Origin of the sequence: Nocardia halotolerans (assembly GCF_042650145.1) — a bacterium.
GTDB classification, from domain to species: Bacteria; Actinomycetota; Actinomycetes; order Mycobacteriales; family Mycobacteriaceae; genus Nocardia; species Nocardia halotolerans.
In genome coordinates this window covers 1,563,103-1,576,826 of the sequence record NZ_JBHSDL010000014.1, presented here as the reverse complement: position 1 = coordinate 1,576,826, position 13,724 = coordinate 1,563,103, and the positions used below count along the sequence as shown (strand labels likewise).

At 69.6% G+C, this 13,724-nt stretch carries 13 protein-coding genes; 6 read left to right on the top strand and 7 right to left on the bottom strand.

Annotated features, from left to right (window positions below; genetic code table 11):
• Positions 1-49: 49 nt before the first annotated feature.
• On the bottom strand, positions 50-1,333 hold the full coding sequence (locus ACFO5K_RS17760) for a hypothetical protein (protein WP_378563477.1): 1,284 nt from the start codon (positions 1,331-1,333) through the stop codon (positions 50-52).
• 78 nt (positions 1,334-1,411) lie between these two features.
• The gene (locus ACFO5K_RS17755) at positions 1,412-3,616 is read right to left on the bottom strand and encodes an AAA family ATPase (RefSeq protein WP_378563474.1); all 2,205 of its coding nucleotides are present in this window, start codon (positions 3,614-3,616) and stop codon (positions 1,412-1,414) included.
• A gap of 136 nt (positions 3,617-3,752) precedes the next feature.
• Here ACFO5K_RS17755 and ACFO5K_RS17750 point away from each other — a divergent pair, with 136 nt between their 5' ends.
• Positions 3,753-4,115 (top strand): hypothetical protein, encoded by a 363-nt coding sequence (locus ACFO5K_RS17750; protein WP_378563471.1) that lies wholly within the window; start codon positions 3,753-3,755, stop codon positions 4,113-4,115.
• A gap of 2 nt (positions 4,116-4,117) precedes the next feature.
• Here the strand turns inward: ACFO5K_RS17750 and ACFO5K_RS17745 are convergent, their stop codons facing one another.
• The 5 genes from ACFO5K_RS17745 to ACFO5K_RS17725 all read right to left on the bottom strand — a co-directional run bounded on the left by ACFO5K_RS17745 (position 4,118) and on the right by ACFO5K_RS17725 (position 9,330).
• Positions 4,118-4,462 carry a UBP-type zinc finger domain-containing protein gene (locus tag ACFO5K_RS17745; protein ID WP_378563468.1) on the bottom strand — a complete coding sequence of 115 codons (345 nt, stop codon included), beginning with the start codon at positions 4,460-4,462 and terminating at the stop codon, positions 4,118-4,120.
• A 325-nt stretch (positions 4,463-4,787) separates the two neighbouring features.
• On the bottom strand, positions 4,788-6,221 hold the full coding sequence (locus tag ACFO5K_RS17740) for an ATP-binding protein (RefSeq protein ID WP_378563465.1): 1,434 nt from the start codon (positions 6,219-6,221) through the stop codon (positions 4,788-4,790).
• A 16-nt stretch (positions 6,222-6,237) separates the two neighbouring features.
• On the bottom strand, positions 6,238-7,905 hold the full coding sequence (locus ACFO5K_RS17735) for an FAD-dependent oxidoreductase (protein WP_378563462.1): 1,668 nt from the start codon (positions 7,903-7,905) through the stop codon (positions 6,238-6,240).
• 28 nt (positions 7,906-7,933) lie between these two features.
• Positions 7,934-8,113, bottom strand: a complete 180-nt coding sequence (locus tag ACFO5K_RS17730; protein ID WP_378563459.1) for a hypothetical protein — start codon at positions 8,111-8,113, stop codon at positions 7,934-7,936.
• A 188-nt stretch (positions 8,114-8,301) separates the two neighbouring features.
• Entirely contained in the window at positions 8,302-9,330 is a 1,029-nt protein-coding gene (locus tag ACFO5K_RS17725; RefSeq protein ID WP_378563456.1) for a beta-ketoacyl-ACP synthase III, read from the bottom strand.
• A gap of 192 nt (positions 9,331-9,522) precedes the next feature.
• Between ACFO5K_RS17725 and ACFO5K_RS17720 the strand changes: the two genes are divergently transcribed.
• The 5 genes from ACFO5K_RS17720 (at position 9,523) to ACFO5K_RS17700 (ending at position 13,653) form a co-directional block, all read left to right on the top strand.
• A complete protein-coding gene (locus tag ACFO5K_RS17720; protein ID WP_378563453.1) occupies positions 9,523-9,795 on the top strand; it encodes a GlsB/YeaQ/YmgE family stress response membrane protein in 273 nt (90 codons plus the stop codon).
• 70 nt (positions 9,796-9,865) lie between these two features.
• On the top strand, positions 9,866-10,579 hold the full coding sequence (locus ACFO5K_RS17715) for a phosphatidylserine decarboxylase (protein WP_378563450.1): 714 nt from the start codon (positions 9,866-9,868) through the stop codon (positions 10,577-10,579).
• Positions 10,576-11,439 carry a CDP-alcohol phosphatidyltransferase family protein gene (locus tag ACFO5K_RS17710; protein WP_378563447.1) on the top strand — a complete coding sequence of 288 codons (864 nt, stop codon included), beginning with the start codon at positions 10,576-10,578 and terminating at the stop codon, positions 11,437-11,439. Before ACFO5K_RS17715 ends, ACFO5K_RS17710 begins: the two co-directional genes overlap by 4 nt.
• Positions 11,440-11,461: 22 nt before the next feature.
• Entirely contained in the window at positions 11,462-12,340 is an 879-nt protein-coding gene (locus tag ACFO5K_RS17705; RefSeq protein ID WP_378563444.1) for an RNA polymerase sigma-70 factor, read from the top strand.
• A gap of 230 nt (positions 12,341-12,570) precedes the next feature.
• The gene (locus ACFO5K_RS17700; protein WP_378563441.1) at positions 12,571-13,653 is read left to right on the top strand and encodes an NAD(P)/FAD-dependent oxidoreductase; all 1,083 of its coding nucleotides are present in this window, start codon (positions 12,571-12,573) and stop codon (positions 13,651-13,653) included.
• Positions 13,654-13,724 lie beyond the last annotated feature (71 nt).

Below are 13,724 nucleotides of genomic sequence, written 5' to 3'. Positions count from 1 at the left end.
GTTCGACGGCACCGCGGGTGTTGCGTCGGCCATGTCGCGGACCGAACGGCTATGGGGTGGCTACCACCCGCACCGGGTCGGCGGGCCGAATCCGGTAGAGCAACAGCAGCGCTGCCGTGGCGCCGATCGTGATCGCCAGCGCGGTTCGGCCCGGGGTGCTGTCGGCGGCTTGCACACCGCCGGCCGGCCAGTTGCGGAACGCGGTGGGAATCGCCCACAGCACCGAGGGCAGATACAGCGCGCCCAGCGCCAGCACCGCACTGGGCAGATAACTCACCCGCACCGCGGCGAAGCCGTAACCGGCGACCGCGGCCAGCAGCCCGGTGCCGATAGTCCAGGTCACCGTCCAGGACAGTTGCTGGGTGAACATGGCGAACACCGAGATCGCCGCGGCTCCGAGCAGCACCACCCACGGAGTGGGCCTGCGCAGCGCCACCAGGATGCCCGCGGTGGCGATGAGCAGCACCAGGATGAGATTCCAGCCCAGGCTCGGAGTGTCACCGAGCGAGTCGGCGGCCGCGGCCACGCTCACGGCCAGCAGCACGCCCGCCCCGTCTCGGCCGGGCAGCAGGACGGCGGCCAGGAACGCGGCGCCGATGGTGACGGCCACGGCCAGCCCGATCTGCCAGGTCGACGCGCGCCGCCCGTCGAATTCGCGCGAGAGCCATTCGGTGGCCAGCAGCAGCGACAGCGACAGCACCGTCGCCGCGATGATCGGGCTGATCGGCAGGTCGGCGGCCAGGCGCGGTGTGATGGGCAGCATGGTGCCGTGCCTGCGGCGCGAGGTGTTCACCGCGAGCAGCACGACCGCGGCCAGCACCAGCCAGCTAGGGGTGTGTGAAGCCTTGTCGGCCGCGGCGGTGTTCGACGTGAACACCGCCACCACCTCGCCGTAAACGAACACCACCACGGTGCCGAGCGCGAAACCGACCGCGGGCCAGCGCATCCGCAACGCGCAGATGCCCAGCGCGCCGTACATCACGCCGCCGCTGAGCGAGTCGACGTAGTTCTGGGTGGTGAGCACGTTCGTCGACGTCATCTGGGTGCCGATGAGGTAATTGATCGCGAGGGCCACCGCGCCCGCGGTGGCGGTGAGCCACACCAGCCCGGGCCGGGTGAGCGGGCGCACCAGCACCGCGATCACCACGGCCACGATCAACCCCAGCGCGGCTGCCCGTGGCACGCTGTTGACCAGACTGGTGACCCGGTAGGGCGAGTCCATCGAGGACTGGCCGGTGATGCTGAAGGTGAACGGCAGGAACAGCGCCATCCCGGCGACCGCGGCACCCGCGAACGCCGTGAGCGCATCCAGACCATCCCCGATCTTGGGCACGATGCGACGATACCGGCGAAACCGTCGCCACCCGGGATGTCGGCGCCCGCGGTCCGGCGGTGGCGGGCGCGGGGCGGCTCAGGCCCGGTTCTGCGCGTAGCGGCTCAACGCGTCGACCTGCGCGGGATCCAGGGACGGGCGCACGGTCCGGCGGGCATGGGCCACGTCCTCGGCGGTGACGTCGGCGGCGGCCATGTCGCGGCGCAGGGCCGACAGCGCCGCCTCGCGCAGCAGTGCGGCGCAGTCGGCGGCGGAATAGCCGTCCAGGTCTTCGGCCAGCGCCGCCAAGTCGACGTCGTCGGCCAGTGGAACCGAACGGCCCGCGGTGCGCAGGATGTCGAGCCGGGCGCCGGCATCGGGCGGCGGCACGAACACCAGCCGTTCCAGCCGGCCGGGGCGCAGCAGGGCGGGGTCGATGAGTTCGGGGCGGTTGGTCGCGCCGAGCACCACCACATCGCGCAGCGGTTCCACACCGTCGAGTTCGGTGAGCAGGGCCGCCACCACCCGGTCCGATACGCCGGAGTCGCTGCTCTGGCCGCGGCGCGGAGCGAGCGCGTCGACCTCGTCGAGGAAGATCAGCGAGGGCGCGGAATCGCGGGCGCGCTGGAACAGCTCACGCACCGCACGTTCGGAGGAACCGACCCATTTGTCCATCAGCTCAGCACCCTTCACCGAGTGCACACTGAGCTGACCGGTACCGGCCAGCGCCCGCACCAGGAAGGTCTTGCCGCAGCCGGGCGGACCGTAGAGCAGTACGCCGCGGGGCGGGTCGATGCCGAGGCGGGCGAAGGAATCGGGGTGGCGCAGTGGCCACAACACCGCCTCGGTGAGTGCCTGCTTGGTCTCGACCATGTCGCCGACATCGTCGAGGGCCAGCGAGCCGATGGCCAATTCCTCGGTGCCCGAGCGCGACAGCGGCCGGATCACTTCCAGGGCGCCGAGCAGGTCTTCCTGGGTGAGCTCGGGATCGGTCTGTTCGCGGCTGGCGCGACCGGCGGCTCGCACCGCCGCTTCCCGGCACAGGGCCGCCAGATCGGCGACCACGAAACCCGGTGTACGAGCGGCGATCACGTCGAGGTCGAGCGAACCAGCGGGCACCTTGCGCAGCAACTGGTCGAGCAACGCGCGCCGCACCGACGCGGTCGGTAGCGGCAGAGTCAGTTCGCGGTCGCACAGATCCGGTCCGCGCAGCCGCGAATCCACCTGCGCGGGATGGGCCGTCGTGGCCAGCAACGCCACACACGGCGCGCGCACGGCGGCCCGGAGCTGATCGAGAATCAGCGTGGCCACCGGTTCGGCCTCGAGCGGCAGCAAGGCATCGATGTCGTTGATCAACAAGATGCCGCCCTGGCCCGTGGCGACATCGGCCACCGCCGCGGCGACCTCGCGCAACCGGGCCCCGCTCTCGTTCGCCCCCACGCCGGGCCCGTCGAGTTCCACCACCCGGCGCGGCGCCGCGACCGCCCTGGCCAGGGTGGCCTTGCCCACCCCGGCCGGCCCGGTGACCAGCACACCCAGATGCGCGGGCGCACCCAGGGTTTTCAGCAACTCGGGTTCGTCGAGCGCCAGGCTCAGCCACTCCGTGAGCTTGGCCGCCTGCGCTTGCACCCCGGCCAGATCCTCCACCGCGATCGGCGCGCTGCCCGCACTCGTCGTCAGCACCGGACTGTCCAGCGCCGGGCCCGCCACTCCGGTCTCGCGTTCGAGCGCATGCTGCACCGCCGCCGCCCCAGCACCCCAGCCGACCGCCGAATTCGGTTGCACACTCACCGGGCCCGGCCGCGGATCGATCGCGGTGACGGTGAGCAGTTCGGTGGTCCAGGCGACCCCGAAAGCCCGGGACAGAGCCTGTGTGGCCGCCGCGGAACTGATGTCGGGTCCGAGGTCGCGCGGCAACAGCGACACCGTGTCACCAACGGTCACCACCTTGCCGAGCAACGCCTGCCGCAAAGTGGCGGCCGGAACGCTGGCCATCGCGTGCGCCGACCCGCTCAACGAGATCTGCTTCGCGCCGAACACCGTCACCGGGGCGACGGTCACCGACGCGTTCTCCCGCAGACCCACATTCGACAGGGTCACGTCATCGAGCAGCGCCACCCCCGGCGGGCTCCCCGCGGGAGCCTTCGCCACCACGGCCGCGGTGCGCCGCGCCCCGATCAGCGCGATGCCGTCCCATTCGCGCAGCCCGAGCGCGGTGAGCGTCTCGGGATGCAACCGCACCACCCCGCGACGGGCGTCGGCGGCGGACGGATTGAGGCGAGCGGTCAGCGAAAGTTCAGCCACCGTGCCATTCTGCCGTCTCGCGGCGCGAACGGCTTCGACGATCAGCGATCGATTGGTTCATCGCAAGGTCGCAGTCGGTACGCTGCATGCGACGCGCCGGAGGTGCCGGCGCCGAGATCTACCGGGGAACCAGCAGATGAACCGAACTTTCCTCGTCGTCCTGGCCACCGGGGCGCTCACCCTGAGCCTGGCAGGCTGCGGTTCCGGCGACGAATCCGTCGACGCGAGCGGGCTGCGCAAAGGCACACCGGCCACCAGCGCACCGGCCACCACCACACCGTCCGCGGCGCCCGCCACGAACAGCCGGATCACCTGCGCGGAGTTCAAGACCCTCGACGCCGAAGCCGAGAAACAGGTGATCGAACAGCTGCTGGCGGACAACCCCGGCGGCCCATTCGAAGGCAGCCCCAACGTGGCGCTGGGCACCGCCAAACTGGTCTGCCTCGCGCCGAGCAACGCCGACAAGACCGTCGCCGAAGCCGCCGGGATCACGCCGTAGCGTCAGTGCACCAGTGACTGCCAGTTGCCGGGGACCCGGCCCGCCGGGCCCGGCACCGGCTGATCAGCGGGGTGACTGGTCGGCGCGGCGAGGTCCGGGCCACCGGTGTACATCTCGGTGGTAGCGAAGTTCCAGAACCAGTCCTCACCCGGCTCGTAACTCTGCACGAACGGATGACCGCTGCCGGCGAAATGCTTCGAAGCGTGCTGACCGGGCGAACTGTCACAACACCCCACATGCCCGCACTGGGCACATCGGCGCAGGTGCACCCACCAACCGTCGGATTCACCACACTCCACACAACCCGGCCCACTGGGCGGCACATCGGTTTCGATCCCATCCGGCATCACTGACCTCCGTAACTTTGGCGGCTGGCGCCGCGGGTTCTCGGCCTGTTCCCTTGATCTTCCCTCCCGCCGGGTACTCCTTCGTCGCACCCTCTGGTCAGTCCAGATCAAGGCGGCCGAGAACCGTGTGTCGGTCGCGACTGCTGGGCGGTCTGGATCGACGTGGTCGGGAAGGGTGTTGGTCGCGACTGCTGGGCGGTCTGGATCGACGTGGTCGGGAAGGGTGTCGGTCGCGACTGCTGGGCAGTCCGGATCGACGCGGCCGGGAATGTTGTCGGTCGCGGCCGCTGAGCAGGGCGGTTCGAGGTGATCGATGTACCGGACTTTACGGTTCGGTGGGGTCGATCGGCAGGCGGACGGTGAAGCGCGTGTCGCCGGGTTCGGATTCCACTCGGATGTCGCCGTGGTGTTTGTTCACCACGATCCGGAACGAGATGTCGAGGCCGAGACCGGTGCCGTCGCCGACGGGCTTGGTGGTGAAGAACGGCTCGAAGATCCGGCTGCGGGTCTCGGGGGCGATGCCGGGGCCGGTGTCGCCGATCTCGATGGTCGCGCTCTCGTTGTCGCGGAAGGTGCGCACGGTGAGTGTGCCCGTGCCGCCCATCGCGTAGACGGCGTTGTCGATCAGATTGGTCCACACCTGGTTGAGTTCGGCGGCGAAGCAGGGCACCGGGGGCAGGGCACGGTCGTAATCCTTGACCACCCGCACGCCGTCACCGAGTTTGCGATTGAGCATCACCAGCGTGGAATCGAGCAGTTCGTGCAGGTCGGCGACCTGATACGGCGCCCGGTCCATCTGCGAATACTGTTTGGCCGCGCCGACGAGGGTGGAGATGCGGGTGGTCGAGTCGAAGATCTCGTTCATCAGCAGTTCGGTTTCGATGGTGTAGTTCAGCCACCGGACCGCACCCTCGAACACCTGCTCCTGACAGTCCCGCAGGGTGGCGTGCACCCCTTCGAGCCAGTCGGTGTCGAGTCCGGCCTGCACGAAGCTGGGCGCCAGCTCCCAACCGTCGGCGATGCCCTGCTGCTCGAGCCAGTCCGCGAGCGCGTCCTCGCGATCGGCCGCCTCGAGCGGGGTGAGATCGGGGGCCTTGGTGACCTGTTCGGCGGCCTGCTCCTGCAATCGCACCAGCTGGACCAGTGCCTCGGGTGAGAACTCGCCCTGCGCCATCAGCTCGAGCTTGTGCCGCATCCCCGCCACCCGCTCACGCAGCCCGGCGGTGGCGCGTACCGCGGCGGCCGCCGGGTTGTTCAGTTCATGGGTGAGCCCGGCCGAGAGTGAGCCGAGCGCGAGCAGTCGCTCCCGTTCGGCGATGCGCTGATTCGACTTCTGCCCGCCGAAGAACGCGCCCTCGAGCAGGTGCACCGCCATCGGGAACCAGTCGTGCATCATCGCGGCGAAGTCGGTGGCCGCGAGCACCAGGAACCGGGACCGGCGCAGCACGTACATCGAGCCGTTGTAGTGCTGGCTCACCTTGTCGCCCAGATAGGCCGTCCAGGCCCCGGCGTACACCCCGCGGTGATCGGTGCGGTTGATCTCGATCTCCATGCCGCCGGACAGTTTGGTCAGGCGCACCTCGCCGTCGATCAGCACGTAGAAGCAGGTCGCCGGTTCGCCTTCGCGATACACCGGCCCCGGGTCCACGTACTCGATCCGCCCCACCGCGCACAGCTGCGCGAGCTGCTCGTCGTCGAGCTTCTCGAACAGGAACAGTGTGCGCAGTTCCTCGGCATCGCAGATCGCGTTGTCGCTCATGGTTTCTCCCGTCCGCTCAGGCCAGATACCGGTGTACGAGCATCACGGCCATCGCGCCCTCGCCCACCGCCGAGGCGACCCGCTTGGCCGACTCGGCGTGCACGTCACCCGCGACGAACACACCGGGCACGCTGGTCTCGAGGTGATGCGGCGGCCGGGGCAGTTCCCAACCCGGCGGACGCGCACCGTCGACCATCAGGTCAGGTCCGGCCAGCACGTAGCCGGCCGCGTCACGCCGGACCACCCCGTCGAGCCAGCCCGTCTGCGGCGCCGCGCCGATGAACAGGAACAGTCGTTGCGCCGCCACCTTGTCCTCGGCGCCGGTGCTGTTGTCGCGCAGGATGATGCGCTCCAGATGGTCGTCGCCGTCGACACCGACCACCTCGGTCGCGGTGTGCACGGTGATGTTCGGTATCTGCGCGATCTGCTGAATCAGATAGTGCGACATCGACTTCTCCAGCGCGTCACCACGCACCACCAGGTGCACGCGACGGGCGTTGCGCGACAGGAACACCGCGGCCTGCCCGGCCGAGTTTGCCCCGCCGACGATGTAGACCTCCTGCTCGGCACACTCGGCCGCCTCGGTCATCGCCGAGCCGTAATACACACCGCGACCGGTGAACTCGTCCACGCCCGGTGCGGACAGGCGCCGATAGTCCACGCCGGTGGCGATCAGCACCGTGTGCGCGCACAGCGACCCGCCGTCGGCGAAGCGCACCGTGCGCGCCGAACCGTTCACCTCGAGCCCGACCACATCGCGGGTGGTGATGATCTCGGCACCGAATTTGGCGGCCTGGCGCCGCGCCCGGTCGGCCAGTTGCGCGCCCGAGACCCCGTCGGGGAAGCCGAGATAGTTCTCGATTCGGGAACTCTGCCCGGCCTGCCCGCCGGTGGCGGTCCGTTCCACCAGGACCGTGCGCAGGCCCTCGGACGCACCGTACAGCGCGGCGCCGAGTCCGGCCGGTCCGCCACCGACGACGATCAGGTCGTAGAACTCGCCGCTGGGTTGGACGGTGAGACCCACGTTCTCGGCGAGTTCGCTGTCGGAGGGCTGGATCAGGGCGGTGCCCTCGGCGGTGATCACGACCGGGCAGGTGTGCGGGTCGGCGCCGGCCGCCTCGAGCAGGCGGGTGCCCTCGGGTTCGTCGACCGGGTACCAGCGATAGGGCAGCTGATTGCGTGCCAGGAACTCTCGCACCTGCGAGGAGCGCGGCGACCAGCGATCACCGACGACCTTGGTCCCGTGCACCGGGCGCTGTTCGGCGCTGCGCCAGGTGTCGAGCAGACCGTCGAGCACCGGGTACAGCTTCTCCTGCGGTGGGTCCCACGGTTTGAGCAGGTAGTGGTCGAGGTCGATGACGTTGATCGCGTCGATCGCGGCGTTGGTGTCGGCGTAGGCGGTGAGCAGCACCCGGCGTGCGAACGGGTGCAGGTCCATCGCCTGCTCCAGGAATTCGAGTCCGTCCATGCCGGGCATCCGGAAGTCGGCGATCAGCACCGCGACCGGCTGGCCACGCAGTTTCATCTCGCGCAGTGCTTCGAGGGCCTGTGGCCCGGATTCGGCTCGCAGGATCCGGTAGTCGGCGCCGTAGCGGCGGCGCAGATCGCGCACCACCGCCCGCGACACACCAGGGTCGTCGTCGACGCTCAGAATGGCCGGTTTGGTTACCGCGGGAGTGCTCACCGGTCGAGTATCCCCCCGCCGGGGCGGATCAGAGCTGGTGGTGCAAAACCAGATCGAGCTCGCTGGGCGTGAGCAGGCGTTCGAGGCGTTCCTCGCGTTTGCGGCGGGTGAATGCGCTGCGCAACGCGAAGGTGTCGTCCGCCTCGATGGTGGGCAGCAGCGGGACATCGTGGGCGGGCCTGCGGGGCAGGAGCGAGAGCAGTTTCACGGCCGATCACCTCGGGTCGACGACGGGAACGCCGGTGCTGAGCCTCTTCGATCAGCGACGTCGGTAGCGAGGAGTTTGCCAGCCTGTCCGAGTTGGTGCAAGTGGGACAAGGTGGACACGGCGTGCCGACCGGTCGGTGACCTGCTTCGGTGCAGGTCACCGCCGTCGTCGCGAGATTTGCCGGAGGTCTACTTCCAGGCGGGCAGGGTGACAACCTGTGCGGCGTAGGAGAGTCCGGCGCCGAAGGCGATCAGCAGTGCGGTGTCACCCGGCTTCGACTCGCCCTTGCGCAGCAGTGCCTCCATGGCCAGCGGGATCGACGCCGCCGAAGTGTTGCCGGCTTCCTCGATGTCATTGGCCAGCGCGCAATCTTCGGGCAACCCGAGAACCCGGGCCATGATCTCGATGATCCGGCCGTTGGCCTGGTGCGGGATCATCGCGTTGAGGTCCTCGGTGGTCAACCCGGCGCGGTCGATCGCCTCGCGGCACACCTTCTCCAGCGAATGTGCCGCCCAGCGGAACACCGCGGTGCCCTCCATCGTGAGATAGGGCCGCACCGCGTCCAGGCCCTTCTCCTCGATCTCGGTGAAGAACTCCATCCAGTCCTTGGTCTGGCGGATGGCGTGATGCTGAGTGCCGTCCGAACCCCACACCGTGGGGCCGATGCCCTGCTCGGGGGAGGGGCCGACGATCACCGCGCCCGCGCCGTCGGCGAACAGGAACGCCGTGGAGCGGTCGGTGAAGTCGAGCGCGTCGGTGAGTCTTTCCACACCGATCACCAGCACGTGGCTCGACGTGCCCGCGCGCACCAGGTCCGAGGCCATCGCCAGCGCGTGGCAGAACCCCGCGCAACCGGCCGAGATGTCGAAGGCGGCCGCGCCGGTGGTGCCGAGTTCGGTGGCGATGCGCGGGCCGACGGCGGGGGTGAGCAGCAGATGCGTGGAGGTGGCGACGATGACGCAGTCGACCTGATCGGCCGCCAGGCCGGCGGCGGCCATGGCGTCACGGGCGGCGGCCACGCTCATCGACTGGATGGTCTCCTCGGCCGAGGCGAAGCGCCGGGTCTTGATGCCCGAACGCGTGCGGATCCACTCGTCGCTCGAGTCGATCGGTCCTGCGACCTCGTCGTTGGTGACCACCCGGGCGGGGCGGTACACGCCCAAACCGAGGATCGCGGTGTGCTCCACCCCAGTCGTCTGGGCGATTCGAGCAGCCATGTGCGTCTCCTATCGAATTCGGTCCCTCATCGCCCGTGACCCCTGCGCGGACCCGAGGTGAACGCGCAGACATGAGGCCCCCTCATATTAGCGGGTAAAACGTCATCCGCGTGTGGATTGTCACAAGCTGCCCGGGGTATATCCTGGTCATCAGGCGATTGCTCGCCGACCCGTCGAGGGAACGAGGACAACATGCTCGGACTCGGGATCATCAGCTGGATCATCATCGGCGGTCTCGCCGGTTGGATAGCGAGCAAGTTCATGAAGACCGACGCGCAGCAGGGCATCCTGCTCAACATCGTCGTCGGAGTCATCGGCGGACTGCTCGGCGGCTTCGTGCTGAAGCTGTTCGGCGTCGACGTCGAAGGCGCGGGCTGGATCTTCAGCTTCATCACCTGCCTGGTCGGCGCCAGCATCCTGTTGTACCTGGTGAAGCTGGTCACCGGCGGTAGATCGGTGCACTGAGCGGCCCTGCATGTCGGTGGCTTCCCGTAAGGTGTGATCGCTTGTAGTCATCACACGAAAGAGGAAGCCCGTGGCACGCCGCCCCACCCCGCCCGGCACGCCCGACACCACCGGCGTCGGCCATGTGGTCGACCTGGTGCGGGCCGCTGTCCCCCCGCTGCACCCCGCCGGTCTGCCGTTCGTCGCGGCACCGCTGGCGCTCGCGGTCATCGGCGGCCGCAACAAGTGGGTGCGCCGTGCCGGGCTCACCGCCGCCGCCGCCTGCGCCGCGTTCTTCCGGCACCCGCACCGGGTGCCGCCGAACCGGCCGGGCATCGTGGTCGCGCCCGCCGACGGCGAGGTCGCCCTCGTCGACACCGCGGTACCGCCCGCCGAACTCGGCCTGGGCGAGCAGCCGCTGCCGCGCGTGAGCATCTTCCTTTCGGTGCTCGACGTGCACGTGCAGCGTGTTCCGGTGTCGGGCACCGTGCGCGAGGTGCTGCATCAGCCGGGCCGGTTCCTCTCCGCCGACCTGCCCGAAGCCTCCGACGCCAACGAGCGCAACAGCATGCTGATCGACACCCCCGACGGCAAGCAGGTCGTCGTGGTGCAGATCGCCGGCCTGCTGGCCCGGCGCATCGTCTGCGAGGCCCGCACCGGTGATCTGCTCACCATCGGTGACACCTACGGGCTCATCCGGTTCGGTTCCCGCGTCGACACGTATTTCCCGGTCGGCACCGAGTTGCTGGTCGCGCCCGGTCAGCGCACCATCGGAGCCGAAACCGTGCTGGCTGTGCTGGGATGATCGAGCAGGCGCACTCCGCTCGGCGTAAGCGCCCCCGCTCGGTGCGTTTGCTACCGAGCATCGTCACCATCCTCGCGCTGTGCTCGGGTCTGTCGGCGGTGAAGTTCGGCCTCGACGGCGAACTCGGCATCTCGCTGGCCATGGTCGGCGCCGCCGCCGTGCTCGACACCCTGGACGGCCGCCTGGCCCGGATGCTCGACGCGACCAGCCGGATGGGCGCGGAACTGGACTCGCTGTCCGACGCCATCTCCTTCGGCGTCGCGCCCGCGCTGGTCCTGTACGTGACGTTGCTCGACGGTTACAGCGCGGGCTGGATCGTCGCACTGCTCTACGCGGTGAGCCTGGTGCTGCGCCTGGCCCGGTTCAACACCCTGCTCGACGACGACTCCCGCCCGAACTGGGCGCGCGAATACTTCGTCGGTGTACCCGCACCGGCGGGCGCGCTGATCGCGCTGGTGCCGATCGCGCTGCAGGTGCAGTTCGGTGACGGCTGGTGGGACAGCTTCGCCTTCGTCGCCGTGTGGACCACCTTCGCCGCGTTGCTGTGTGTGAGCACCATCCCCACCCTGGCCATGAAGTCGGTGTCGGTGGCGCCGCAGGCGGCCGCCGGGCTGCTGGTGCTGGTGGCCGTGGCCGCCGCACTGCTGGTGACCTACCCGATCGTGCTGCTGCTCGTCCTGGTGGCCCTGTACCTGGGGCACATCCCCTTCGCCTGGCGTTCGGCGCGCTGGGTGGCCGCGCGCCCCGAGACCTGGCAGCACAAGCCCGCCGAACGACGTGCGCAGCGCCGGGCACAGCGACGGATGCCGGCCATCCGTGGTTCCGCCCGGCTGCGCCTGCGTCGCCCGCGCAACGACTAGCTCCGCCGCGCTGGTACACGGGATGGGATCCGACGGCTTCACGGAGTTCTCGCGGCATCGGCCCAGGTTGTTCGCCTTGGCCTACCGCATGTTCGGTGCCGCGAGCGACGCCGAGGACGTGGTGCAGGAGACCTACCTGCGCTGGGCAGGCGCCGACCGGAACGAGATCGTCAACCCGGAAGCCTGGCTCACCACCGTCACGGTGAACCTGTGCCGCAGTGAGCTGGTCTCGGCTCGCGCCCGCCGCGAAACCTATGTGGGGCCGTGGCTGCCCGAGCCCGTACCGACCGGTGAGCTGGGACCGCTGGACACGGTCGAGGCGCGCGAATCGGTTTCCCTGGCCCTGCTCACCGCGATGGAACGGCTGAACCCGGTCGAGCGCGCGGTGTTCGTGCTGCGGGAGGCGTTCGGGTACCCCCATGCCGAGATCGCTGCCATGCTCGACCTCACCGAGGCCAACAGCCAGCAGATCCTGCACCGAGCGAGCACCCGAGTGCGCGCCCCGAAGTCCCGCTTCGTGGTGCCCGCCGAGGAAGCGCGCACGATGATCGAGCGGTTTCTGCTGGCCGCGGCCACCGGCGACGTGTCGGCGTTGCGCGCGCTGCTCACCGACGCGGTGGTGTCGACGGCCGACGGCGGTGGGAAGGTCAACGCGGCGCGGCGCCCGGTCGTCGGCGCCGAACCGGTGGCGCGCTATCTGATCGGCCTGACCAGGTTCCTCACTCCGGCGAGCACGTTCGCGATCGCAGCGGTCAACGGTGAGGCCGCGCTGGTGGTGCGTGCCGACGGTACGAAGGTGAGCTCGGTGATGTTCTTCGAACTCACCGAGGCCGCGCTGGTGACCGCAGTGCGCATCGTGGTCAACCCGGACAAGTTGCGGTCCATGCCGGTGGGGGATTGAGCCGGACGAGCTCGGATGCGGTGTTGGTTGGCGGCGATTCGGGCAAGCCCGAGTGATACCGGCTCGTGGGTGGCCTGGACGAGCCTGGTCGATGCCGGCTGGTGGGATTGAGCCGGACGAGTAGCCGGGGTCGATGCGTTGGCTGGTGACCCGGATCACTGATCTCTGCTGTCAGGAAACGTAGGGCTGCGTGGTCTGGAGGGTGTCGGCACATCGAGAGGAGCCACACCATGACCGGTCAGCAGCGAATCGTCGTCCTCGGCGCGGGGTACGCGGGACTCAGCGCGGCCCGCCGCCTCGCCCGGACTTCGCGTGATGCCACGATCACCGTGGTGGATTCACGCACCGAGTTCGTCGAACGTGTGCGCCTGCACCAGCAGGCCGCCGGGCAGTCGATCCGGCGCTGGGAACTGCGGGAACTGCTCGAACGCAAGGGTATCGAGTTCGTCCGGGCCCACGTGAGCGACCTCGACCCGGCCGCGAAACGTGTTCGGCTCGACGGCGAACGGTCGATCGCCTACGACACTCTCGTCTACGCGCTCGGCAGCGCGGCCGACCGCGGTGTGCCCGGGGTGGCCGAGTACGCGCGATCCGTCGCCACGCCCGGGGACGTGCACGCCCTGCCCGCCGGGCCGGTGGTGGTGGTCGGTGCCGGCTCGACGGGAATCGAGCTCGCCGCGGAACTGGCCGAGTCGCAGCCTGATTCGCACGTCACCTTGCTCGGTGCGCAGGAGCCCGGTGCGTGGTTGTCGGCCCGTGCCGTCGCGCACATCGACGCGAGCCTGACCCGCCTGGGTGTCACGATCCGCTCGGACGCGAAGGTCGTCGAAGTACTGCCCGCAGGTGTCCGCCTCGCCGACGACACGGTGGTACCGGCCGATACCGTCGTCTGGACCGCCGGCTTCACCGTCCCCGACCTGGCCCGCCGTGCCGGACTGGACGTCGACGCACACGGCCGCATCCGTACCGACGCCACCCTCCGCTCGGTCTCCCACCCCGATATCTACGCCGCAGGCGATGCCGCGCTGGTCGCGGGCCCTGGCGAGCGCCCCCTGCGCATGGCTTGCGCTACGGCCCTGCCGACCGGTGGATATGTCGCCCGGGCGATCGTCGCGCGTGCCCGTGCGACGGAACCGGAACCGTTGCGCTTCCGCTACCACCTGCAGTGCATCAGCCTCGGCCGCCGGGATGCCGTCATCCAGTTCCTCGAGGCGGACGACACCCCGGCCGAGCGCGTCATCCGGGGCCGAGCCGGGGCGCTGGTGAAGGAGATGATCGTGCGTGGGGCGGGGATGGCGCTGGGCCTGCGATAGTTCGCGCGGGGCCGCCCGATGCGCAACCGACCGGCGTCGGCTTGGCGCACGGCGGCGTATTCGTGCAATCG